Consider the following 22,707-nt stretch of genomic DNA (forward strand, 5'->3'; position numbering starts at 1 on the left):
CATGTAGGGAGAACATGGAAACCCGGGACCTTCAGACCTTCCTTGCGGTTGCTGCCAGCGGCAGCATTACCAAGGCGGCTGACATGCTCGGGCGTTCCCAACCTTCGGTGACACGCACCATTCAGGAGCTCGAGGCCGAACTTGGCTTCGAATTGCTGCATCGGATCGGTCGACGGGTGCAGCTGTCTGAAGAGGGCGTCGCCTTCGAGGAAGAGGCGCGGCGATTGTTGATGTCTTTCACCGAACTTGCAGCGCGGGCCAAGATGATCGCCGCCGGCCGTGGGCGGATCCTGCAGATTGTCACAACCTCCGCGATCGGCACCGGCTTGATCCCGGCGGCCCTGGCCGAGCTCAAGGGTGTCGAGCTTCCGCACGAGACGCATCTCGGGCAGTTTCTTCCCTCGATCGTCGCCCAGGAAGTGCGCAGCGGACGTGCCGAGATCGGGTTTTCAAGCCTGCCGCTCGATACGCCCGGTCTGGATGTCCTACGGCTCTATTCGGCGCCTGATGTTGCTGCCGTGCGGGAGGACGATGCGCTGGCTGAACTTGATGTCATACCGCTTTCGGCTTTTGCGGGTCGTCGCGTGGCTACGTTGCTCAATCCGCTGCGGTTTCAGTTGCATGTCGCCAAGGCACTCGCTGCCCGGGGCATCGACACCGGCCCGGTGATCCGGACCAATACTGCCTACGGCGCGTTGCAGATCGTGCGCCATACTGGTGTCGCGGCCGTCATCGATCCCCTCACGGCCTATGGCGTCGCCCTGCCTGGGGTCGTCATTCGCCCGATCGATGTAACCGTTCTCTTTTATTGGGGCGTTGTGGCTGCCTCAAAACGTCCCCTTCGCCCAGTCGCGCAGGCGCTGATGGATGCGGTCGAAGCGGTGGCTGAACGGTCGATCGTCGGTTTCAAGAAGCTCGATCCAGCTTTGGCCAGCCAATTGGTGAACGATCCCGCGTCGGGCACAAATAACGGAACTGGAATATGAAGCATACTCCCACCCCGGCAGCATCGACGGGCCTTGCCGCGTTGGAAGCCCAGCTCGCGCAGGATCTCGACTTTGTCGAGCTGCCCGCCAAGCCCTGGGTCCCCACACGCATGCATGAGGGCGCCCCGGTCCGTGATGTCGTGGTCATTGGCGCTGGCATGTGCGGACTTGCTGCCACGGCAAAGCTGGTGCTGGCAGGGATCACCAATGTCGTCGCCTATGATGCGGCGCCGGCTGGGCTCGAAGGACCGTGGATAACGTTTGCCCGCATGCAAACACTCCGGTCGCCGAAGACCCTGCACGGTCCGTCGCTCGGCTTGCCGCAATTGACGTTCCGCGCCTGGTTCACGGCGCAATGGGGCGTCGACGCCTGGCGGTCGCTGGACAAAATCCCCAAGGGCCAGTGGATGGATTACCTGGTCTGGTACCGCAAGGTTCTTGCTCTGCCTGTGCGCAACGGCGTGCGCATGACCGGCGTCGCACCGGTTGGTGATCTGATTGCGATCGATATCGAAGGCGCGGAATCTGGCCGGGTTCTCACCCGTCATCTCGTTCTGGCCACCGGCCGCTCTGGTCTGGGCGGTTTTGCCGTGCCCGATTTCCTCAGGGGCATCGATCGCGCTTATTGGGCCCATTCTGCGGACGAGATCGATTTCGACGCGCTGCAAGGTAAGCGTGTGGCGGTCATCGGCGCCGGTGCCTCGTCCATGGACAATGCCGCAACCGCACTCGAGGCGGGCGCCGGATCTGTGGACATGTTGATCCGGCGCAAGGAAATGCCGCGCATCAACAAGCTGACCGGAATCGGCAGTCCGGGTGTTGTACTCGGCATGCATCAATTGCCCGATGCCTGGAAGTGGAAGTTCTTCGACTACACCGCCTCAACCCAGACGCCGCCGCCTCGTTCATCGACGCTTCGCGTTTCTCGCCACCCCAATGCCCGGTTCTTTCTCGACTGCGGCATCGTCGCGGTCACGGAAGATGCGGGAGGCCTGCTTATCGAAACCACCCAGGGGCTGATGCGCTACGACTTCCTGATCGCGGCAACCGGCTTTTCAAACGACTTCAACGGCCGCCCGGAATTTGCAGCCATCGCGCCACATATCCGCACCTGGTCGGATGGCCGATATACACCGGACATGGGGCCGGCGCGTGCAGGCATGTCCGACGCACCGGACCTAGGTCCCGCCTTCGAGTTTCGTGAGCGCGTCCCCGGCTCCTGCCCGATGCTGTCGCATATCCACTGCTTCAACGACGCCGCCATGCTGACGCACGGCAAGGTCTCCGGTGATATCCCAGCCGTCAGCGCGGGTGCCGACCGTTTGGTCCGCGGCATTGCCGCATCGCTGTTTGCCGAAGATGTCGAAACCCACTTCGCCAACCTGATCGCTTACGACACGCCCGAACTTCTGGGCGACGAATGGGTCGATTCAACACCCTTGTTGGAGAAGGAGGCCGCGCTGTGATCGACGCAATGGACAAGGCCGCCGGTCTATCACCGCACGATGCGCTATTCAGCGCGCGTCGGTTTCGGCCTGAATTCGTGCTGGGGGCCGAGGAATGTCGCCTCTCCGTCCTGCAGCCAGCAAACGACCAAGGGCTTGCGCCTAATTTGCGGGTTGCTCTGGCCCGTCGCATGGCCGCTCTGAATGCCGATCCGGTCCTGATGGCCGAATTTGATGTGCAGCTGGCTCAGCTCGATCCGACTGAGCAGCTTCTGGCCTTAGCCCAGGGGGAAACGGATTTGGAAGAGCCATTGGCGACCATCGCACGTCATGTGGACCTGATTACGCTGACACCGAAAAAGGCGGAAGCGGGCCACATCGCCCTGCTCGCCCAAGCTGGATTGAACAATCCTCAGATCGTCGCCCTTTCCGAGCTCATCGCCTTCGTCAATTTCCAGACGCGGGTGGCAACCGGCCTGCGATTGTTGAGGACGGCATGATTTCCGCGGTGCGCCTGAAGCCATTGAATTGGCATCCGTACATAGCGCCGGTCGAGCTATCCGAGGCCACGCCGGAACAGCTTGAAGCGATGAAGGTCACGCCATCAGCCAAGAAAGTTTCGGAATATGTGCGCACCCTTGCGCATGACCCTGAGAGCTACCTTGCCCGCACCATCTTGTTCAACGCCATCATGTATGTCGAAGGCGGGCTTGCCCGCCCTGACCGCGAGCTTGGTGCATTAGGTGCGTCCATCGTCAATGGCTGCAAATTCTGCGCCGTTGTTCACGCCCGCAGGCATGCAGAGCTGACCAAGAACGACGAAGTGGTCACCGCGCTCTATCTCGATAAACCTGAAGCGCTCGGCCCACGCGATGCGGCAATCTACAGTTTTGCCCGCCGCCTGTCGGCGGCCCCGTCGGAAGCGACGGCAGACGATATCGCCGCGCTTCGATCAGTCGGCATGGACGACCGCGAGATTATCGACCTGATCCACGCCATATCGATCTTCGGCTGGGCAAACCGGCTGATGCACGTTCTCGGCCATGCGGAGAGCGGGTGATGATGTCGCATGCGGTCGAAGCAGTCCGTCTCACACTTTCCGAAGGGACAACCAGCAATGCTTGAACTCAAAGATGTAAAGCTGTCTTACGGAAGCACGCAGGTTCTGAACGGCGTCAATCTCTCGGTAAAGCGGGGTGACGTGGTTTCGATCATCGGCCCCAGCGGCACCGGGAAGACCACGTTGCTGAAATGCATCAACTACCTGGCCAAGCCGTCGTCAGGAACCATCGCGTTCGATCAGATCCGGATGGATTACCAGCGTGCCGACAAAGTCGCTGTCCAGGCGATCCGGTTGCGAACGGCGATGGTCTTTCAACAATTCAACGTCTTCAAGAACATGACGGTCCTGCAGAACGTGATGGATCCACTGGTCGTCGTGCAGCGCAAGTCCGCGGACGAGGCGCGGGAGATCGCCTTGCGGGAGCTCGAGCGGGTCGGCCTCACCCCGAAGCGAGACAGCTATCCCTCCCAACTGTCGGGCGGCCAGCTCCAGCGCACCGGCATTGCGCGCGCCCTGGCGGTTCGTCCCGACGTGATACTCTTCGATGAGCCTACGTCATCGCTGGATCCAGAACTCGTCGGTGAAGTCCTGAAGGTGATCAAGGACGTCACCTCGTCAGGAATCACTTCGCTGCTTGTGACCCACGAGATGCAATTCGCAAGGAACATCTCCAACCGGATCGTCTTCATGGACCGTGGCGTGGTCGCCGCCGATGGCAGCCCGGCTGATATCTTCGACGCGCCTTCCAGCCCACGACTTGCTCAATTCCTGCAGTCAGAACTCGCTTTTCAATAATCCAACAACAAGGGAACCTAAGAAATGTCTGTAATCACATCCCGCTTTTCCCGTCGTCATGCCCTGGCTGTCGTCGGCGGCATCGCAATAGCCCTTGCAACCGCAGGAGTCAGTTATGGTCAGACCGTTCGGACAATCAAGATCGCGACGTCTGCCGAATCCAAGCCGCTGGCATGGGGCGCGATCGGCGTCGAGCCGCAAGGCTATGAGCCCGATCTCCTGAGGGCGATCAACGCAAAGCTGCCGCAATACAAGTTCGAGATGGAAGGTGTCTCTGACATCGCGCAGGAAACTGGCCTCGCCACGGGCAAGTACGACATCGCGGTGGGTGGCTACTACAAGTCGCCCGAGCGCTCCAAGCAGTTCTTCATTCCGGAAAATCCCATGGGCGCCAGCCTGATGAAGATCTACAGCAAGAAAGACAGCGGCATCAAGGAAATGAAAGACCTGGTCGGCAAGAGGATCGTTCCGACCACGGCCGGCGGTGGAACCTACAAGTTCATCATGAACTGGCAGAAAGAAAACCCGCAATACAAGCTCGATGTCACGGCATCGAGTGCAGGCATTCCCTACCCGAACCGGCTGGACGAAGTTCAGAACGGCAAGTTCGACGCTCTCGTCTTGCCGTCCAATCTCGGTGAGCAGACCGTCATCGAGCAAAAGAAACTCGATATCGTGGCGTCCGAACCAGTGTTCAGCAACAACACCTACATGCTGATCCACAGATCAGACGAGAACAAGGTTCTGGCTGACGATGTGAACAAGGTTCTCAAGGAATTGAAAGACGACGGCACGATCGAGAAGCTCTCGCAGAAGTGGTTCGGCGAGGGCATCGTCCAGTACATGAAATAGCACGGCCGTTTAGGGCCATATTCGCTAGTCAGCGGCAAGGCTGAATTGCAAGAAGGAGCGTTTCAAAGTGGATGTATCTGCTATGATTCCCGAGTTGCTCTCGGCACTGCCGCTGACGCTCGCCATCACGTTTACGGCCCTCATTTCCGGGTTCTGTCTGGCTCTTATCGCGACAACACTCCGTGTTCGCAGGGTGCCACTGATCAGTCACCTGGTGGACCTCTACGTGTCCTATGCCCGGAGCGTTCCTGTCGTCCTGCAGCTGTTCGTCGCGTTTTATGGGCTTCCGCTGTTGGTGATCCTGTTCGGCGCCAAAGATTTTATTTCGCCGACGATGGCTGCCATGGTGGGGTTGAGCCTCTACCATGGAGGATATCTGTCGGAAGTCATGCGGCCTGCATATCTTGCCGTCGATCGCGGCCAGCACGATGCGGCCGATAGCCTTGGATATACGTTCCGGCAGAAAATTACTCGCGTCGTCGGCCCGCAAGCGGTGCACTTCGCACTACCGGGCTACGGGAACTCCGTCATCTACCTGATCCATAACGTTGCGCTGGTCATGTACATCGGCGCCGCCGACGTCATGGCGACTGCGCATTTGATCATGGAGCGCGACTACAACCAGTTCCAGTTCGAAACCTACCTCGTCCTGGCGGTCATCTATTCGCTGATGTGCCTGGTCGCATGGCTCATCGTGCGCTTCTTCGAGCTTCGATCACCGATGCAAGCGCCAGAGGCAACGACAACAACTCCGATCAAGAACGAGCTCCTCGCGAGCGTCTGACGTAAGGGTATTCAACCATGTTTGATACCGACATTTTGCTCCAGGACACGCAGGAAATTCTGAGTGCCGTACCCGTGACCGTTGGAATGGCACTCTTGATTTTCGTCCTGTCGACGATAGTCGGCAGCATATTCGCGCTGATCGAATACAGACGGGTGCCGGTTCTGCGAGAGCTCATCATGACTTACAAGATCGTCTTCAAGGGCGTTCCAATGGTCATCGTGATTTTCCTCGCCTATTTCGGTCTGCCGCCCGCATTTCAGTTCCTGTTCTCGTTGCTCGGGATCAACTTCAACGCTCACGAAACCCCCAATTGGGTCATTCTTGTCGTTGCGATTACCGGCTGTGTCGCCGCGTTCCAATCCGAGATTATCAAGGGAGCCCTGAATGCATTCGACACCGGTCAGTCGGACGCGGCCCATTCGCTCGGCTATACGGGCGGCCAACTGTTTCGACGTATCCTGTTTCCCCAGGTGGCCCTCACCGCAATTCCCGACCTGACGACTTCGATGATGGTCATCATGAAGGCGCTTTCTCTCGGATTCGCCATCGAGGTCGTCGATATCTTCGCCCAGTCCCAGCTGACCGCCGCCCTGAACTACTACTACCTCGAAGCCTTCGTGATTGCCGTCGTGATCTACATGGTGATTGCCTATATCGTCACACAGATTGCCGACAGGCTGGAGCAGGCGCTGAGGGTGCGGACGTGAGGCGGATGTGGGATAGAATCGTCAAGCTTCGGATATCGAGCCGCACCTGGGAGGCAATTCTTTCGGGGATGAAAAGCTTGAGGAGAAACCCAAGTAGCCGATGTATGTACCGCTGAATGCCGACTGAAGCACCGATCGCGCCGACGCAACGTTGCGACTGTGCTGACCAGAGGAATCCGGTCTCCGGCTACTGGCATGGAGATCCCCAAGCCGTATTCGGCGCCGCGAGTACGCATCAATATTGGAGAACCTGGGCCTCTCCGTCTCCCACGCCGGTTTATCCGACTTGTCTCACGTCGTATTCCTGCAGGATACCCGCTTTGATCCGACCAGCGAAATGACAACTTGCGAGATGCGATTCCGACAAGCTGTTGACCGGAGGCGATGTCTCACAAACACTTTGCACGGCAGGGCAGCGCGTACGAAAACGGCATCCGGTCGGCGGATTCACAGGGCTTGGCACATCTCCCTTTAGAATGATCCGCTGACGTTCGCGCTCCTCAACTGGATTTGTCGACGGGACCGCGCTGAGCAGCGCCTGTGTATACGGATGTGCGGGCTGGCTATAGAGCGCGCCGCTCTCACCTTCTTCCATGACGCGGCCGAGATACATCACGTAGACGCGCTGTGCGGCCTGGCGAACGATGGCCAGATCGTGCGCAATGAGAAGACATGACATTCCGAAATCATCGCGCAGCTTCAGAAACAGGTTCATGATCTGCGCTCTGATGGAGACATCGAGCGAACTGACAGGCTCATCGCATATGAGTACGGTTGGGTTGGCAGCAAGCGATCGCGCGATACACACGCGTTGACGTTGGCCACCCGACATCTCGCGCGGATAGCGCTCCATTATCTGTTCGGGCAGCCCCACTTGGTCCAAGAGTTCTTTGACACGTGCCGCCCGCGCGGAATGGTTGTTCTCCCCATTGATGAGCAGCGCTTCATCGATCGCCTGACCAATCGTCTGTCGGGAACTCAGCGAGGAAAGCGGATCCTGAAAGATGTATTGGATCTTGCGCCTTCGTTCGAACAGATGCTTGCCGCTCATAGCCAGGAAATTTTCGCCCTTGAATCGGATCTCTCCGGATTTGGCGCTCTCGAGACCGACGATCGTCCGACCCAGTGTCGATTTTCCGCATCCCGACTCCCCGACCAATCCTACAATCTCGCCCGCGCCAATCTTCAGGCTCACGCCATCACAGGCCTTAATCTCAGCCCCTGTGTGGCGGTCGCGAAAGTGAGTTTTGAGATCGACGATCTCAATGAGGTTCTCAGGCATCTTCCATCACTCGCGCAAGCTTGTTGATGATGACCGGGCATGCGGCGACGTGCGTCGACGACTCTCCTGGTACGGAAAGCAAGTGCGGTTGAGTGGCGCTGCAGCTCTGCAGCGCCGAAGCGCAGCGTGGCGTGAACGCACAACCGCGTATCAACCGAGACAGATCTGGCGGCTGGCCAGGAAGACCAATAAATTTCGAACCAATGTCTGCATTTAGCGATGGAACTGAACCGAGCAGACCTTTGGTGTAGGGGTGGACCGGCGTCATCAGCACGTCGTCCACCGGACCCAGTTCTGACAGCCGGCCGGCGTACATCACCGCCACCTTGGTCGCCATGCCGGAGACCACACCAAAATCGTGAGTGATGATCACGATGGCCATCTGCAGGCGCCTCTGTAGGTCTTTCAGCAGCTCCACGATCTGAGCCTGAACCGTGACATCGAGCGCGGTGGTAGGCTCATCCGCTATGAGGAGCTTGGGCTCGCCGGCAATGCTCATCGCTATGCCAACGCGCTGGCGCATACCCCCGGAAAGCTCGTGCGGATACTGCTGCAGTCGGCTTAGTGGATCGGGTAGCCCGACCAACGCCAGCAGTTCGGCGGCTCGTTTGTCGGCCTGCGCCGCAGTCATGCCAAGGTGCAATTCCGAGACCTCGGCGATCTGCCTTCCAATGCGTCGGACCGGGTTGAGAGAACTCAACGGATCCTGAAATATGACGCCGATCTCGCCGCCACGCAGTTTGCGCATTTGTTGCTCAGGCGCTCGCAGGATGTCGAGGCCGTTGAATTTCACCGTCCCCTCTATTTCAGCGTCGAGTCCCGTCGGAAGCAGAGATAGCGGCGCCATGTTGAGGATGGTCTTGCCGCTGCCGCTTTCGCCGACAATCGCCAGGACCTCGCCTTCGTCCACACGGTAGCTCACGCCATCGACCGGCTTGACGCTGGTTCTCGCCGTATGGAGCGTCACCGACAGATTGGAGACTTCGAGCAATGCAGGTGTTGGGGAACTCCCAGTGCTCATGTCGCGATCTCCTTCATGAACAGTTTCTTGCGGGCGGCCAAGCTCCGCTTGGTCATCCGGCGCGGGTTCTTGGACAGCGCGATCTTCTCGCCGAACAGGTTGAAACCTACGACCATGATGGTAAGCGCGAGCCCCGGAAGGATCACCAGGCGCGGTGCTTCTTCAAGATAGGGCAGGCTCGAAACCAGCATCTGTCCCCACTCCGCTTGCGGCGGCTGCACACCGAGCCCCAGAAAGCTCAAGTTAGCGATCGCGAGGGCCAAAATACCGACGTCCGCGCTCGCGTAGATCAGCACGGATCCCAATGCGACCGGCACCAGATGTTTGAATATGATCCTGAGTCGGCTGGCGCCCAAAACGCGAAGGCTTTCGATATGCGGCTGGTTTACTGCCGCCGCCACCACACCTCGCGTCAGCCGGGCATAGATTGGCGTCCAGGCGATCGCCAGCGCAATGATCATATTCCAATAGCTAGGGCCGAATACACCAACGATCGCCAGCGCCACCACGAGACTAGGCACACTGAGGCCGAAGTCGACCATACGCATGAGGGTTTCGTCGATCCAGCCACCGAAATAGCCGGATATGGTCCCAACCAACATTCCGAATATGCCGGCAAGAAACAGGACAATAGTCACACCCACGAGCGTGGTCTGGGCACCCCCAATAAGTCGGCTGAGCACGTCGCGCCCGAGGTTGTCGGTGCCCAGCCAATAGACTCCTGAAAACGATTCAGTTGGAGCAAGAAGGTTTTGCGTATTCGGGTCATAAGGGCTGACCAGTGAGCCGAAGATCGCGATGAAGACAAAGAACCCGATCATCAGCGAGATCGGCCAGCCGACGCTGCGAAAGAATGATTTTATCGAAATCATGATCAGGCCCTCGCAGCCCGACGTTGAAGCGGATCGACGACAATGACGATCAGGTCGACGACGAGATTCACCACAATGAACAGCACGGAGAAGATCAGCAGGCACGCCTGCAGTACTGGGAGATCCCGGAAGCGAGCTGCCTCAACAAAATAGGCGCCAAGACCTTGCCACGAAAAAATCGGTTCGATGATGAACGCGTTGGGCACCATCTGGGCCAGCGCCATTCCAAACGCTGTCAAAACGACCGGGACGATATTCGGCAAGGCGTCGCGAAAAAGAATTCTTCGTCTGCTGAAGCCTTTGCTGATCGCGGTAATGACATAAGGCTTGCTCATAGTTTCCTCCAGCGCGACCCGTGCGACGCGGCTGAGGAGCGCACCTGGAACAACCCCAATGGCGATGCTCGGCAAAATCCAACTGGAAAGTCCCCTGAAGCCGAAAGTGGGAAACACGTTCCACGTCACGCCGAACGCATAAATGAGCATTGAGGCTAGGAAAAATTTTGGGATCGACACGTTCAAAACGGCGAAGGCGCGGATCATCCGGTCTGTCGTTCCGTTAGGCCACATGGCACCCATGAAGCTGAGCCCGACACCAACGATCAGCATGACAATGCCGCCGCCAGCAATAAGAACCAGAGTGGGCTCAAGGCGTTCCATTATGGCTTCTGAGACCGGCTGACCGGTTCGCAGCGACCTTCCCAAATCGCCCTGCAACACATCGCCGAGCCAGTGCACATATCGCAATGGCAGCGGATCGTTCAGGCCGTATTCGATCGCCACCTGCTCAACGACCTTGTGCGACACAAAGCCGCCTCTCAACTCAGCTATGAGCGCGGCCACGTTTCCGGGAAACGCTGCGATCAAGATGAAAGAGAACACAGAGGCGATGGCGATGAGGATGGCGGCGGAAACACCGCGCTTCATGGCTATTCTCAGCATGGCGAACCTTTGGCTTTCCTGAGACTATGGGTGCCTCGGCGCGAAGCCGAGGCACAGGTACAGCTTAAAGAGATGTGCCTTTCAGCGGCATCTCGTATTCTGTCGCGGGTATGGCAAAAGCCTTGACGCGATCATTGTGCGCCCAGATTCGCTGGGCGTGGAACAGCGGCATCATCGCCCAGTTGTCATGCAGCCAGGTGAAAACGGCCTGGAATGCCTCAGCCCGCTCGGGCTCCGGAGCCGAGAGTGCCTTGAGGATCAGTGGGTCAACCGCCTTGTCCTCGTAGATCTTTCCATCCGTTCCCGGTTCGATCGTCGAGAGGACCATCAAACCAATTGAATTGAAGGGGTCATACGGCGCGCCGTTGGTTATAAACAGCGAGAGATCATACTTGAACTCCGGAATATCACCGTGACGCGTAGCGTGGTCGACGTTGCGCAACTTCACACCGATACCGGCTTCCGAAAGCAACGCCTGTATAACCTCGCCTAAGGCCCGGGAGCTCGGGACCGCGTCTTCGGATATGACAAGATCGATGTTCAGCTGCTTGCCGTCCTTGGATCGGACAGGCTCTCCAACCCAACCGGCCTCGTCGAGCAGGCTCTTAGCTTTTTCCAGGTCACGCTTCGGAACTTCAAATCGGGTTCCCGAATAGGCGATCACCTCGGGATAAAGGTTCATCGTAGGCGTGGCAAAACCCTTCATCACTGCCTTGCAGATGCCCTCGCGGTCGATAAGCAGGTTGAACGCCTCGCGAACACGCACATCCTTAAAAGTATCGATGCGCGGGTTGAAGCCGAGCACAATCGTATCCGTGCCCGTGTCGGTCACCACGGTCATGCCGGAAGACTCAAGGGTCTTCGCATCCTGAGGACTGACGGGAGCGATGAACTGTCCGCCCATCGCGTCGATGTCGCCTGCTCGTAGCGCCGACATCCGACTGCGTGCGTCCGGCATGACAATCAGCGAAACCTTGTCAACAGAAGGCTTTGCCCCCCAGTACCTTTCGTTGGGAATGAGGTCGGTGCCCTCAGGCGCGTCCTTCTCGATCTTCCACGGACCGGTTCCCACAGGAGATGCGTACTTACCCTCTCCATCAACTGCTTTAGGGCTCAGGAACCTTACGGGCCTGACATAGGAAAACTCTACGAGAGCCGTGGGAGTCGGCTGCTTGAAATGGATTGCGATCGTCATCGGGTCGACGATCTCGATCTTGTCGAGATTCGCGCTGATACGCATCCAGTTGTAGTCTTCCTTCGGAAGCCAGCGATCCATATTCCACTTTGCCGCTTCGGCGTTCCAAGGCTCGCCATCCGTGAACGTCACCTCGGGGCGAAGCTTGAACGTGTATACTTTGTCATCGGGTGACTTGTCCCACGAGGCAGCCAGAGCCGGTTCGATCTTGCCGCCTGAAGAGTAGTGCACGAGCGGGTCGAAGATCATATCCTGCACGGCGAAGATGCCGACATAACGCTGCGGATCGAGATTTCCCGCTGCGCGACCGATCGGCAGTCGCAACGTGTTGCCTTCTTCTGCCGAAGCTTGATTCGTGCCAACACCGGTGACCAAGAGGCCGCCAATGGCCGCCGATCCCAGCAATAGAGTTCTGCGTGAAAGAAGTGTCATCTGAGTTCCCCTGTTATGGTTATGACCTGTCTTCTGCGTAGCCTTCGACCCTTGCGCTTCCTTTTGATTGTCGCCCCTTTCCGAGGCTGCGCTCATTTTGTTCGATTCGAATTCCGGACTGGTTGATCTCCTACGGCAGCGCCACACCTCGGTGCTTGACTTGCCTGAATGCTCAGTCGTGGCTGGGGCCGGCAACCGCGGATTTGGGTACGACGCTGCCAGGGGCTCCGCCGAAGAAGCGCGCTGGTCTGAACATGGCGAGTTCTTCGCGGATGTTCCCGTGAACAATCTCATCGGCCAGCAACCGGGCCATCTGCGGGGCGATCGTGACACCGCTATGTGTCACGCCAACATAATACCCATCGACTTGCGGCATCGGGCCGGCGCAGGTCAATCCGTCGCCGGGAATCGGACGAACCGTCGTCCTGACGGCCTCGATGCTGACTGCCTCGAGCGCTGGAAGCAGCTCACGTGCAGCATTGAGAATGGTGGTCGCTTCGATGCCATCGGGCCGAAGCAGTTTCGGTTCGGAGAGCTGATCGTCGACTGATATCTTATGAAGCATCAGGCGGCCTGCGCCGTCGGGACGGACATCGAGATCGTCAGCGTGGAACTGCCGTCTCAAGGTCATCGCCACTGGCTGAGTGAACGCCAGAACGCCGATTGACGACGTCATTGGGATGCCGGGAATCTCGCCCAAGCTTTCTTTGCATGCCCCCCCTGCGCAATTCACCACAATGTCAGCTTCGAATCGTTCGCCGGCCGCCGTGCGCACGCCTGAAACGCGTCCAGACCGCGTCTCCAACGACTTGACTTGCGTGCCGGTGTACACCTGCGCGCCCCAGCGTTCGCACGCACTGCGCAACAGGCAAGCTGCGTACAGAACGGGATCGATCCAGCCCTCTTCGGGGTAATAGACGATAGGCGCCTCACCTATCGCCCGAACATCGAGGTCAGGCTCCATCGCGGCAACGCGATCCCGGGAGATGAAATCGACGCCATACCCCCATTCCTGTTCAAGCTTTACTCCCGCCAGCTGCTTTGCCTGTGCAGCCTCCGTGGTCCACCATTCGAAACTGCCTGTTTGGTTGAACCAGCCCGCGCCCTCGAACTCACGGGCGAGATCGATATAGGCGCGCATACCAGCGACATTGAGCGCATGGTATTCGCGAGGTCTTTTGCCGTTGGCATTGGTCCAAGCAAAACTTACCGCGGAAGCGCCAGAAGCAACTCTACCCTGCTCAAGGACAGAAACTTTCGCTCCAGCTTTCGCCAACTCGTATGCAACGGAGGTACCAATAACTCCGGATCCTATAACGATAGCACGCATATATTATTGCTCCGAGCGCTTTATCCCAGCAATGCTTTCGGCATCTCAGCATGCAGCCGAGTTCGTCTTGGAAGCGGCTGTCTCTGCTGGCGTATTCTGCTGAGAGCGACATGCATCGTCAACGATCCAGCAACGTGTGGTTTATGCTTTAAAGTTATGAACTTCGCGGATGAGTCCGGGAGTGCCGGTGATAGGCTGCACGAAAATTGCCCGGGGACGCATGCATCATGAGTGCCGATCATCAAGCACCAGCTTTTATGGTGCTCGACAAAAATGCCATTCGAGCTGCGCTCTCGATCGAACTGTCGCTCGAGATCGCAGAAGCAGCGCTACGCAAGACGTCGAACGGCGTTGCGAGCCAAGATGTCCGACGAACGCTGACGCTGCCTGGGTCGGAAGGAACTTGCCTATCCGTAATGTACGCGGCGCTCTCCGACCGTGACCTGTTCGGTGCGAAAGTCCTCTCTATCTTTCCTGACAACTTCGCCCTGGGGCTGCCTTCTCATCGAGGAGCTATCATCCTCTTTGATAAGGAAAATGGCAGTCCGGTTGCACTGGTCGATGGCGGGGAATTGACCGCCTGGCGCACAGCGGCAGCGAGTGCCGTCGCTACCAGAGCACTATCTCGCGCCGACTCCTCAATCCTTGCGATCTTTGGATATGGCGAACAGGCGCGACGCCACATAGAAACGATCTCGAAGGTGCGGCCTATCAAGCGGCTTCACATCTGGGGGCGAAATCCTGGGAAGGCGTCGCGTTTCGCCGAAGAACAGGCGAGCGCAGGCTTTCAGACATTGGTCTTCCCATCCGCAAGAGACGCCCTGGTAGAAGCGGACATTGTCTGCACCACAACCTCGGCGCAGGAGCCGGTACTTTTCGGCGAATGGCTGCCTCCGGGGATTCACATCAACGCCGTCGGCGCAAGCGTGTCTCAATGCCGCGAACTCGACCTGGAATGCGTGCGCAGATCGAGCATTTGGGTCGACTACATGCCAATGGCGCTCATCGCGGCCGGAGAGATGGTCGAAGCTTTCAAGCTCGGGGTTGCTAGCCGAGACGACATCCGCGGAGAAGTCGGCGCGATGTTGGAAGGCGCCATCCCCGGCCGCACTACCGATGCGGAGATCACTCTATACCGTTCTCTCGGCGTCCCGGCGCAGGATATCGAACTTGCGAATTTCGTTTACTGCGTTGCCCGCGAAAAGTCGCTTGGCACGCCCATTGATTTCGAGGTGTGATCGTATGCTGGACTGCCAACGTAATCTTTTCGATCTCCCAAGGTCGATCTCCTATCTCGACGCCGCATACATGTCTCCAATCCCGAAAATATCGCTGCAGGCTGGCATAGCCGGGACGGCGGTGAAAGCGTCGCCCTGGAAGATGTCCATCGGGTCGTACTACGACGAGGTCGAGGATGCACGGACACTGGCCGCTTCGATGATCAACGCGGATGCGGACGATATCGCAATCGTTGCTGCCACAAGCTACGGTACAGCAGTTGCCGCGGCCAACGTGCCTGTGGAGCCCGGCTCGACGATCATCCTCATGGAGAACGAACATCCGTCGCATCGGTATGTCTGGTACGAACTGGCGGAGAAAAAAGGTGCGTCGATCACAATCGCGAAACGGCCCGCCGACAATGACTGGACGTCTGCGATCATCTCGACGATCGGGTCGTCCAGCGTGCCGGTCGCTGTCGTCGCAGGTACGATGGTGCACTGGTTCGAGGGAATGTCGGTTGACCTGGAGGCAATCGCATCCGCCGCACGGGAGGTTGGCGCCTGTGTCGTCGTCGATGGAACCCAGTGGGTCGGAGCGCTGCCTTTCGATGTCAAGACGGTGCGTCCGGATTTTCTCGTTTTCGCGACCTACAAATTCCTTCTCGGGCCATATCGGCTTGCGTTTCTTTACGCGGACCGCCGATGGCATTCGACAGGCAAGCCTCTCGAACACCATTCGTGGAACCGTGTAGGCGGCGATAAATCGGACTTCTATGCGGTAGATGTGGCTGAGTTTCTACCAGGCGCCCGGCGATTTGACATGGGCGAACGCTCCGATTTCGCGGTACTGCCAGTTGCGACCGCTTCTCTTCGCCTCTTGAGTGAGTGGAGCGTCCCAACCGTGTTTTCCCGGCTTGATTACCTCAACCAATTGATCTGGGACGAAGCTGCGAAGCTCGATCTAACGGTGTCTGACAACCGCTTTCGAGCCCCGCATATTGCAATCGTCGATCTTGGCGACAGGCCGATAGAGGGACTTTCCGAACACCTCAAGAGCCAGGGAATTTTTGCGACCGTGCGTGGAAAGAAACTACGGATCTCTCCTCACGTCTATAACGACGAAGAGGATGTGAAGCGCCTCTTCGCAGCTATTGCATGAATTGCGGGGCCGCAAGACCCCTCCCCTTCGCTGACACGGTCAGACGGCGGCAGTGAATTGGATTTCCACACGGATGTCCGGGAGCGCGAAGGTCGCGCCCACGGTAGCGCGTGCGGGAGGAACCGTGCCTTCGAGCCACGTGATCCACGCCCTGTTCATCTCATCAAACTCGTTGATGTCGCGCATCCAAATTTGCGCTGACAGAATTTTCGATTTGTCCGACTGAGCCTTGCCAAGAAGCGCGTCAGCCTTCCGCAGCACCTGTAGAGTCTGCCCGAAAGCATCGGCACTTCTGTCATCGGCTGTCAGGCCCGAGAGATATGCCACCCCCTGATGGATAACCACACGGCTCAATTTTTCGTTTGTTTCTAGCCTTTGGATGTCTGACATCAATTTGGTTTCCATTGCTGTTGCATCGGCGGCCAGAGCTTGCTGAACTAGCTTTTTGCTGCCGCCAGATGCGGCGACAGTCGCTTCGGGATCAAAATCGGTCAATTGAGTTGGGGCCGCACGGATCGGGCGAAAAGTTATGAACTCAGCGCACGAGGTTCAGGATGCCTTCCTCTACCCCGTTCATATAGCTGCGCGTGCCCTGGATGAGATGTTCGGTGAACGCATCGGCTGCCGTGGATGCGATCACGCCCCATGGTCGATAGACACTGAGATTGAGATCGAGATGAGGCCGGAAATCCCTGATCTCGATCGGTAGGTCGCGCGCCGTCCAGGCGGACAAGCGATCAACGACGGTTACGCCCATGCCGCACGCCACAAGACTGATGCAGGTACTTGAAAGGCTCGACTCCACTTTGAGTGAACGGTTCACCCCACGCTCCACGCACAAGGCGTCGAGTTGCCGCCGCATTGGATCTGATGATCCCATCGAAATGAAGTTGATGCCGTCGAGATCGTCCGCCTGAATGACCTGCAATTGTGAGAGCTTGTGGCCGGCAGGCATCACGCAAACCGGCGGAGTTGCCGTCAAGGCGCGGCGAACGATTGATGGGTTTTCTTCCGATGAGGTAACGCCGATTCCGATGTCCAACTGGTTACGGCTCGCCCGCTGGATAACGGTTATCGAGCTCCGGATCTCCAGCGAGATCGAGACTGATGGATGAAGTTGGGAAAAGCTGGTGATCAGCGACGGAAGTAGCGTGAGTCCAAAAGCTGGTAATGCACATACGTTCAGCCGGCCGCTGCGTAGTTCACGGATATCTCTAGCCGCACGCGAAATACCTCGTGCCGACTCAAAAACCCGTTGCACTTCAGCGTGCAGCATATGCGCCTCCGGCGTCGGAATGAGACGTTGCCGGGTCTTCCTGAAAAGCTGGAAGCCGGCCTTCTCCGCAAGGTGCTGCAGCATCTTGCTAACGGCCGGTTGCGTGATGTCCAGAGCGTCCGCTGCCTTCGTCGTTGTTCCGTGCAGCATAACCGAGGCGAACACCTCGATTTCGCGGGGAGTGAATTCCTCGTGTTTCCCTGGATCAGTGGCACTTTGATTGCCCATCCAGAACCACCCTTGTTATCAAAAACCAGTTACTTGACGCTAAGGCCAGGCGAGTGTCTCTACTAATAACTTTGGGGAATAATCTCATGCAAGCAGTTCATAGATAATGAGATCATTGCCAGCCGTTCGTATTTTTGGCCCTTTTTGCAGGCGAACATGAGGGAGCGTTGTGGCCGCGCTGCCTCAAGGATGCGCCCGCAAGCCTTCCGATCCTGATCGGCGATCACACAAAATCGGAGAAAACCTCACGGGCGCTTGGCGCAATGCCTCGCCATTTCGCCTGCCCGTTACCTCGGAGAGCGGGCGGAGGGAGGCCAATCATCCCTGCGGTATGGGAGATTCTGCCAGGGTCAACGCAACCTCATTGCCCCGACTTTATGAACGTCGATGATCCCATCCTATAACCCTCGAGAATAGCTCATGCTGATAAAAATATTAGACGGCATGATCTGCGCCATGTCACCTTCCTTAAAATTACATGTGACAGCTGGAGTGGATACCGGCCGTGCCGAATTGGAAAGAGGTTCTGCCCTTGGTTCGGACGGCGTTTGCGGAAACGATCGCGGCAACACCACTTCGGCGACTCACCAAAATAATCCGGCAAGAGGAAAGATCGGAACCGCGCGGAGGCAGCCCGTCCGGCTCGCGAGGTAAAATGGGGAAAAGGGCGATGGAGAAAGCTCAATGACACTTACGCGTCGCAACATTCTAACGTCTTTCGCCACTGCACCACTCCTGTTGGGGTTGGACGGCCTGATCAGGTCTGCCATGGCCGACAACCACACGGGAACCTTGCGTGTCGCGGTGGCCAAAGCGTCCGCCAATCTGGACGCGCGTGACTATGTCGCCCAGTTCCAACTGCAAGATCTCATTTACGAGCCATTGATCAGATATGGGGAAAGGGGTGCTCCGGTACCCTGCCTCGCAGAATCCTGGAGCCTTTCCGACAACGACACTCGATTGACGCTGAATTTGCGGAAGAATGTAAGTTTTACCGACGGGCATCCCTTCGACGCGGATTCGGCTATCTGGAACCTGAAACTCTGGATGGGTGTTGCGGACAATTCCTGGATCAACGCCTCCAAGTTCTTCTCGGGTGTCCAGAAGATCGACGAGCACACGATCGAGATCAAGTTTACGCAGCCCGTACCGGGGCTCATGTATGAACTCAGCTATGTTCGGCCCGTACGTTTCCTGTCTCCCATTTCCGTCAACGAGGACGGAACCCTCAAGGCACCGGTTGGAACTGGGCCGTGGATTGTTCAAGCAAATTCGACCTCCGGCAGTTCTTTCATCCGCAATGATAAATATTGGGGAGATAAGCCATCTTTTTCCGGGATCGAGATTACCGTTATGCCGGATTCTCGTTCCCGTGTTGATGCCATGCGTTCTGATGAATTGGACATTGTCGGCGGCGGAGCCGCTGCGCTGACATCGCAGGAGGCGGACACCTTGCGGCGGGCGGGAATCAACGTCATCACCGCGCAGGGCTCGATGACGATGGTGCTTTCCTTCAATACTCAAAGGAACCCCGCCCTTGCGGAGAAGGCCGTACGACAGGCGATTGATGTTGGCTACGACCGGACTGCCGTATCAGCTGTGCTCTTCAATGGCGACGCCGCTCCGGCTGGTGATCTTCTCGGGCCCACCGTGCCCTTGTCTGGCACGAGGCATGACGCACCCGTTCGCGACGTCGAGAAAGCGAAGCAACTGCTCGAGAACGCCGGTTGGACTGGCGCGCCGTACCGCTCGAAGAGTGGCAAGAACTTGTCCTTGGAGCTTCTAGTTTCAGACGATTTTATCGCCGGCTCCAAGGTGTTTGGCGAAATTCTTCAGCAGCAGCTTGGTGAAATAGGCATAAACGTCACGGTGCATTCCGTCGACCATGCCTCGCGTCATTCCGAGATTCCTAAGCGCGAATATGACATCGCAATCTTTCAGACCTATGGCGCTCCCTATGATCCATTCGGCTCGGTGACACTTCTGTTCCTATCCACGATAGAAAGCGGGTCCGACGGCAAGGTCGCGCTCGATCCAAGTCTGGACCCACTCATCGCAGCTGCCACTGAAGCGGTGGGAGGTGAAACTCAGTTGGCCGCATTGCAGGTCTTCTACGACAAGCTTCGTGAAGATGTCCTATATTCACCAGTCCTCTACCCGCCGACATATTGGGCAGCTTCGAGTCGGGTCGAAGGCTTCAACGTCCCTCCCACCGATACAGAATTCCCCTATCGAGGTATCGTGTTGAAGTCTTAGTTTCGGGGAGGTGGCTTGTTCATGTTTATTTATCTGAGGCGCCGATTGCGAAACTCAGCACTGCTGCTGCTGATGGCGTCAGTATTGTGTTTCGGGCTCGTCGTGGCTGCCCCGGGAAACGTCGCTCAGCTCATCGCCGAGCTGCGCTTTCCGGGCGCATCCAAGGCTATGGTAGACCAGGTCGCGCAGGAGCTCGGGCTGAACGATCCTGTTCCTGTTCGCTATTGGCACTGGTTGCAAGGCGTCGCTCAAGGTGACTTCGGCATTGCCTATATAACAGGCGAAGATGTCGGCAACGCCATCAGAGACAGGGTTCCGACCACGATGAAACTCATTCTCGGGGGGAGCATCGTGACGATAGTCTTGTCGGCAGCGATGGGACTGATCGGTGCGGCTTGGCCAGGACGTTTCCCCGACCACATAGTGCGGCTCATGGCTCTGCTAGGCGCGTCGACACCAGTGTTTTTCGGAGGCGCAGTTCTGATCCTGATTTTCGCCGTCAATTTGCGATGGTTGCCTTCGTTTGGCGACAGCTCCATTTTGAGTTGGGTACTCCCATCAATCGCGATGGCGGCGCCTTCCGCTGCTGTGCTTTCTCGTGTGCTTCGGATCGGCATTTCCGAAGCGATGACACGGCCTTATGCCCTGACGGCGCGCGCGAAGGGGTTCTCGGTCCTGCATATCATGCTCCGCGATGCCTTACCCAATGCAGTTCCCGCATATGTCAGCGCGCTGGGCAACATGATCGGCTCGATGACTATCGGAGCGATCATCGTCGAACCGCTTTTCGCCCTTCACGGCATAGGCGAGCTCTTTGTATCAGGCGTTCGCACCAGAGATTTCATGGTCATGCAGGCCTGTCTCCTGGCGTTTGTACTGTATGTCTCGCTGGTGAACCTGATAGCCGACTTGCTGATGATTGCGGCGGACCCTAAGCTGCGGAGGCAGGTGGCATGAAGCGCTTTTGGCATTCCGTTGGAGAGGCGTTCAGCAACTTTCCAAAGTCCGCGCTGATTGGGGTAGGTCTGTTTCTCTTTCTAGGAGCATTCGGTCCGTGGCTGGTCCCCCACGACCCCAACCTACAGGATCTTACTGCTCGCTTCGCCGGTCCCTCAGCCGATCATTGGCTCGGGACGGACCATATCGGCCGCGATGTCTTCTCGCGCTTGATTGTATCGGCTCGAACAACAGTCGTCGCAATGACCATTGTCGTGACGTTCAAGCTCCTTATCGGAGTCACGCTGGGTACTTTCGCCGGCTTCGTCAAAGGTCGGACCGAAGAGATCCTGATGCGCTTCGTGGAACTCTTCATGGCGCTTCCGTCGCTCATCATAGCTCTCGCAATCATCGGCATGCTCGGAACGGGCTACTGGAACATGGTGCTGGCGCTGATCCTGGCGTTCTGGGCAGGTTCCACTCGCGTCGCCCGCGGCGTGGCGATCGGGATATTGAACCGGCCGCATATCGAAGCACTCCGGGTTCTTGGGGCCAGCCCGCTGCGAATCTATTTCCGTCATCTGCTTCCATCAACGCTAGGAATGGTGCTGGTCTATGTTTCAGCGGATGCAGGAGGGATTGCACTATCAATTGCGACTCTTTCGTTTCTCGGACTGGGCATACAACCGCCCACTCCGGAGTGGGGGCAGATGCTCGTTGATGCGTTGCCGTACCTCGATCTCAATCCGTGGATGGTATTGCTTCCCGGCTTTGCGATCACAGGAGTCGTCGTCAGCTTCAACTTGCTTGGCGAAGCGATTGCACTGAACCGTGTGCCGCGCGACTTGCGACGTTGGGTTTTGCGGCGCGGCCGGCTTGTCGCTGCCTCATGGGAACGAGCACCAATCGAAGATCCGAAAAAGCGGATTGCGACATGAGCACAGATAAAGTTCTGGAGGTAAGAGACCTCAGTGTCGATCTCTTCACCAAGAATGGTGCACTTAGGCCTGTTGACCGGGTCAGCTACAGCGTGCGCAGGGGAGAGACGCTAGCCATTGTCGGCGAGAGCGGCTCCGGCAAGACTGTGATGAACTTCGCGCCACTCGACCTTATGCCAGTTGGGCTGGCGGTCCAGATCAGCGGTTCATTCAACATCGCCGGTACTAATATTGCAGCCTTGCCGCCTTCCAGCCTGCGCCATGTTCGTGGGAAATCGGTTGGAGTGATTTTCCAAGATCCGATGAGCGCCCTGAATCCGGTCAGGCGGGTGGGCCGACAGATCGCGGAGGTGGCGCAAAAGCAGCTAGGCTTGACCACCCGGCAAGCTGAGAAGCGCGCTGAGGAATTGCTCTCCCTGGTAGGAATGTCGGACCCAGTCCAGCGCATGAGACAATATCCTCATGAACTGTCGGGGGGTCTACGACAGCGCGTCATGATTGCGATTGCGGTTGCGAGCGAGCCGCCTCTGCTAATCGCGGACGAGCCGACAACGGCGCTGGACGTGACGATCCAGGCGCAAATACTCAAGCTCCTGCAAAGCCTTCAGAAAAGATTGAACATGGGTATCGTGCTGATCACGCACGATATGGGCGTCGTTGCCGCCATCGCGCATCAGGTCGCCGTGATGTATGCGGGACGTATTGTGGAGTACGGCCCCGTAGCGGACGTACTAGTGTCACCCTCCCATCCTTATACCTGTGGTTTGGTCGACGCGATTCCAAGAGAGGAAGATCCTTCCGGGTCACCCTTCAGGGGAATTGCCGGGCTTCCGCCGATCATGGGAGCGCCTCTGGAGGCATGCGCATTCGCCGAGCGGTGCGCATTTACCCAGCCGGTTTGTCTCAACGGCCGGCCCCAACTGCACTCCATTCCGCAATCATCTGTTTCGATGGCGTGCACTGTAAAATACGAGCAACTGAGGTAA

Annotated in this window: 22 protein-coding genes; 14 read left to right on the top strand and 8 right to left on the bottom strand. The window is 57.8% G+C overall.

The window, feature by feature from the left end:
• The first annotated feature begins 14 nt into the window (after window positions 1-14).
• From X757_RS162140 to X757_RS162105, 8 genes are all read left to right on the top strand, one after another.
• Complete coding sequence (locus X757_RS162140; RefSeq protein ID WP_023669872.1) at window positions 15-986, top strand: LysR family transcriptional regulator; 972 nt, start codon at window positions 15-17, stop codon at window positions 984-986.
• Entirely contained in the window at window positions 983-2,452 is a 1,470-nt protein-coding gene (locus X757_RS162135) for an NAD(P)-binding domain-containing protein (RefSeq protein ID WP_023669871.1), read from the top strand. Before X757_RS162140 ends, X757_RS162135 begins: the two co-directional genes overlap by 4 nt.
• The gene (locus X757_RS162130; RefSeq protein ID WP_023669870.1) at window positions 2,449-2,931 is read left to right on the top strand and encodes a CMD domain-containing protein; all 483 of its coding nucleotides are present in this window, start codon (window positions 2,449-2,451) and stop codon (window positions 2,929-2,931) included. Before X757_RS162135 ends, X757_RS162130 begins: the two co-directional genes overlap by 4 nt.
• Window positions 2,928-3,491, top strand: a complete 564-nt coding sequence (locus X757_RS162125) for a peroxidase-related enzyme (protein ID WP_023669869.1) — start codon at window positions 2,928-2,930, stop codon at window positions 3,489-3,491. Before X757_RS162130 ends, X757_RS162125 begins: the two co-directional genes overlap by 4 nt.
• A 57-nt stretch (window positions 3,492-3,548) precedes the next feature.
• Complete coding sequence (locus tag X757_RS162120; protein WP_023669868.1) at window positions 3,549-4,289, top strand: amino acid ABC transporter ATP-binding protein; 741 nt, start codon at window positions 3,549-3,551, stop codon at window positions 4,287-4,289.
• A gap of 24 nt (window positions 4,290-4,313) precedes the next feature.
• A complete protein-coding gene (locus X757_RS162115) occupies window positions 4,314-5,141 on the top strand; it encodes a transporter substrate-binding domain-containing protein (RefSeq protein ID WP_023669867.1) in 828 nt (275 codons plus the stop codon).
• Between the two features lie 67 nt (window positions 5,142-5,208).
• Complete coding sequence (locus X757_RS162110) at window positions 5,209-5,925, top strand: amino acid ABC transporter permease (protein WP_023703916.1); 717 nt, start codon at window positions 5,209-5,211, stop codon at window positions 5,923-5,925.
• A 17-nt stretch (window positions 5,926-5,942) separates the two neighbouring features.
• On the top strand, window positions 5,943-6,635 hold the full coding sequence (locus X757_RS162105; protein ID WP_023669865.1) for an amino acid ABC transporter permease: 693 nt from the start codon (window positions 5,943-5,945) through the stop codon (window positions 6,633-6,635).
• Between the two features lie 277 nt (window positions 6,636-6,912).
• Here X757_RS162105 and X757_RS162100 read toward each other — a convergent pair whose 3' ends face one another.
• From X757_RS162100 to X757_RS162075, 6 genes are all read right to left on the bottom strand, one after another.
• Window positions 6,913-7,917 carry an ABC transporter ATP-binding protein gene (locus X757_RS162100; protein ID WP_023725089.1) on the bottom strand — a complete coding sequence of 335 codons (1,005 nt, stop codon included), beginning with the start codon at window positions 7,915-7,917 and terminating at the stop codon, window positions 6,913-6,915.
• Window positions 7,910-8,938: an ABC transporter ATP-binding protein gene (locus X757_RS162095; RefSeq protein ID WP_031213837.1), complete on the bottom strand. Its 1,029-nt coding sequence runs from the start codon at window positions 8,936-8,938 to the stop codon at window positions 7,910-7,912. The genes X757_RS162100 and X757_RS162095 overlap by 8 nt, the downstream gene beginning before the upstream one ends.
• Window positions 8,935-9,810 (bottom strand): ABC transporter permease, encoded by an 876-nt coding sequence (locus X757_RS162090; protein ID WP_023725090.1) that lies wholly within the window; start codon window positions 9,808-9,810, stop codon window positions 8,935-8,937. Before X757_RS162090 ends, X757_RS162095 begins: the two co-directional genes overlap by 4 nt.
• A 2-nt stretch (window positions 9,811-9,812) precedes the next feature.
• A complete protein-coding gene (locus X757_RS162085; protein ID WP_023725091.1) occupies window positions 9,813-10,751 on the bottom strand; it encodes an ABC transporter permease in 939 nt (312 codons plus the stop codon).
• Between the two features lie 64 nt (window positions 10,752-10,815).
• The gene (locus tag X757_RS162080; RefSeq protein WP_031251007.1) at window positions 10,816-12,378 is read right to left on the bottom strand and encodes an ABC transporter substrate-binding protein; all 1,563 of its coding nucleotides are present in this window, start codon (window positions 12,376-12,378) and stop codon (window positions 10,816-10,818) included.
• Between the two features lie 172 nt (window positions 12,379-12,550).
• Window positions 12,551-13,708 carry an FAD-binding oxidoreductase gene (locus X757_RS162075; RefSeq protein WP_084629378.1) on the bottom strand — a complete coding sequence of 386 codons (1,158 nt, stop codon included), beginning with the start codon at window positions 13,706-13,708 and terminating at the stop codon, window positions 12,551-12,553.
• Between the two features lie 227 nt (window positions 13,709-13,935).
• Between X757_RS162075 and X757_RS162070 the strand changes: the two genes are divergently transcribed.
• Both X757_RS162070 and X757_RS162065 read left to right on the top strand, forming a co-directional pair.
• Window positions 13,936-14,946 carry an ornithine cyclodeaminase family protein gene (locus tag X757_RS162070; RefSeq protein ID WP_023683339.1) on the top strand — a complete coding sequence of 337 codons (1,011 nt, stop codon included), beginning with the start codon at window positions 13,936-13,938 and terminating at the stop codon, window positions 14,944-14,946.
• Between the two features lie 4 nt (window positions 14,947-14,950).
• The gene (locus tag X757_RS162065) at window positions 14,951-16,087 is read left to right on the top strand and encodes an aminotransferase class V-fold PLP-dependent enzyme (protein ID WP_023725094.1); all 1,137 of its coding nucleotides are present in this window, start codon (window positions 14,951-14,953) and stop codon (window positions 16,085-16,087) included.
• A gap of 39 nt (window positions 16,088-16,126) precedes the next feature.
• Here X757_RS162065 and X757_RS162060 read toward each other — a convergent pair whose 3' ends face one another.
• Both X757_RS162060 and X757_RS0133205 read right to left on the bottom strand, forming a co-directional pair.
• Window positions 16,127-16,582, bottom strand: coding sequence for a RidA family protein (locus X757_RS162060; RefSeq protein WP_245275023.1), 456 nt, complete (start codon window positions 16,580-16,582; stop codon window positions 16,127-16,129).
• 40 nt (window positions 16,583-16,622) lie between these two features.
• A complete protein-coding gene (locus X757_RS0133205) occupies window positions 16,623-17,591 on the bottom strand; it encodes a LysR substrate-binding domain-containing protein (protein WP_023725096.1) in 969 nt (322 codons plus the stop codon).
• Between the two features lie 684 nt (window positions 17,592-18,275).
• Here X757_RS0133205 and X757_RS162055 point away from each other — a divergent pair.
• Genes X757_RS162055 through X757_RS162040 form a run of 4 tightly spaced genes read left to right on the top strand, consistent with a single transcriptional unit; the run spans window position 18,276 to window position 22,707 of the window.
• Entirely contained in the window at window positions 18,276-19,847 is a 1,572-nt protein-coding gene (locus X757_RS162055; RefSeq protein WP_023725097.1) for an ABC transporter substrate-binding protein, read from the top strand.
• Window positions 19,848-19,868: 21 nt separating this feature from the next.
• The gene (locus X757_RS162050) at window positions 19,869-20,804 is read left to right on the top strand and encodes an ABC transporter permease (protein ID WP_023683344.1); all 936 of its coding nucleotides are present in this window, start codon (window positions 19,869-19,871) and stop codon (window positions 20,802-20,804) included.
• Entirely contained in the window at window positions 20,801-21,721 is a 921-nt protein-coding gene (locus X757_RS162045) for an ABC transporter permease (protein ID WP_023725098.1), read from the top strand. Before X757_RS162050 ends, X757_RS162045 begins: the two co-directional genes overlap by 4 nt.
• Window positions 21,718-22,707 (top strand): ABC transporter ATP-binding protein, encoded by a 990-nt coding sequence (locus tag X757_RS162040; protein ID WP_023696840.1) that lies wholly within the window; start codon window positions 21,718-21,720, stop codon window positions 22,705-22,707. Before X757_RS162045 ends, X757_RS162040 begins: the two co-directional genes overlap by 4 nt.

The organism is Mesorhizobium sp. LSHC412B00 (assembly GCF_000503035.1).
In the GTDB taxonomy this organism is placed as follows: Bacteria; Pseudomonadota; Alphaproteobacteria; order Rhizobiales; family Rhizobiaceae; genus Mesorhizobium.

Coding starts and splice junctions, on each gene's coding strand:
- X757_RS162065 (WP_023725094.1), top strand. CDS start 14,951: ATGCTGGACTGCCAACGTAATCTTTTCGATCTCCCAAGGTCGATCTCC.
- X757_RS162115 (WP_023669867.1), top strand. CDS start 4,314: ATGTCTGTAATCACATCCCGCTTTTCCCGTCGTCATGCCCTGGCTGTC.
- X757_RS162140 (WP_023669872.1), top strand. CDS start 15: ATGGAAACCCGGGACCTTCAGACCTTCCTTGCGGTTGCTGCCAGCGGC.
- X757_RS162105 (WP_023669865.1), top strand. CDS start 5,943: ATGTTTGATACCGACATTTTGCTCCAGGACACGCAGGAAATTCTGAGT.
- X757_RS162100 (WP_023725089.1), bottom strand. CDS start 7,917: ATGCCTGAGAACCTCATTGAGATCGTCGATCTCAAAACTCACTTTCGC.
- X757_RS162070 (WP_023683339.1), top strand. CDS start 13,936: ATGAGTGCCGATCATCAAGCACCAGCTTTTATGGTGCTCGACAAAAAT.
- X757_RS162040 (WP_023696840.1), top strand. CDS start 21,718: ATGAGCACAGATAAAGTTCTGGAGGTAAGAGACCTCAGTGTCGATCTC.
- X757_RS162045 (WP_023725098.1), top strand. CDS start 20,801: ATGAAGCGCTTTTGGCATTCCGTTGGAGAGGCGTTCAGCAACTTTCCA.
- X757_RS162080 (WP_031251007.1), bottom strand. CDS start 12,378: ATGACACTTCTTTCACGCAGAACTCTATTGCTGGGATCGGCGGCCATT.
- X757_RS162050 (WP_023683344.1), top strand. CDS start 19,869: ATGTTTATTTATCTGAGGCGCCGATTGCGAAACTCAGCACTGCTGCTG.
- X757_RS162090 (WP_023725090.1), bottom strand. CDS start 9,810: ATGATTTCGATAAAATCATTCTTTCGCAGCGTCGGCTGGCCGATCTCG.
- X757_RS162125 (WP_023669869.1), top strand. CDS start 2,928: ATGATTTCCGCGGTGCGCCTGAAGCCATTGAATTGGCATCCGTACATA.
- X757_RS162075 (WP_084629378.1), bottom strand. CDS start 13,708: ATGCGTGCTATCGTTATAGGATCCGGAGTTATTGGTACCTCCGTTGCA.
- X757_RS162135 (WP_023669871.1), top strand. CDS start 983: ATGAAGCATACTCCCACCCCGGCAGCATCGACGGGCCTTGCCGCGTTG.
- X757_RS162055 (WP_023725097.1), top strand. CDS start 18,276: ATGACACTTACGCGTCGCAACATTCTAACGTCTTTCGCCACTGCACCA.
- X757_RS162095 (WP_031213837.1), bottom strand. CDS start 8,938: ATGAGCACTGGGAGTTCCCCAACACCTGCATTGCTCGAAGTCTCCAAT.
- X757_RS162085 (WP_023725091.1), bottom strand. CDS start 10,751: ATGCTGAGAATAGCCATGAAGCGCGGTGTTTCCGCCGCCATCCTCATC.
- X757_RS0133205 (WP_023725096.1), bottom strand. CDS start 17,591: ATGGGCAATCAAAGTGCCACTGATCCAGGGAAACACGAGGAATTCACT.
- X757_RS162120 (WP_023669868.1), top strand. CDS start 3,549: ATGCTTGAACTCAAAGATGTAAAGCTGTCTTACGGAAGCACGCAGGTT.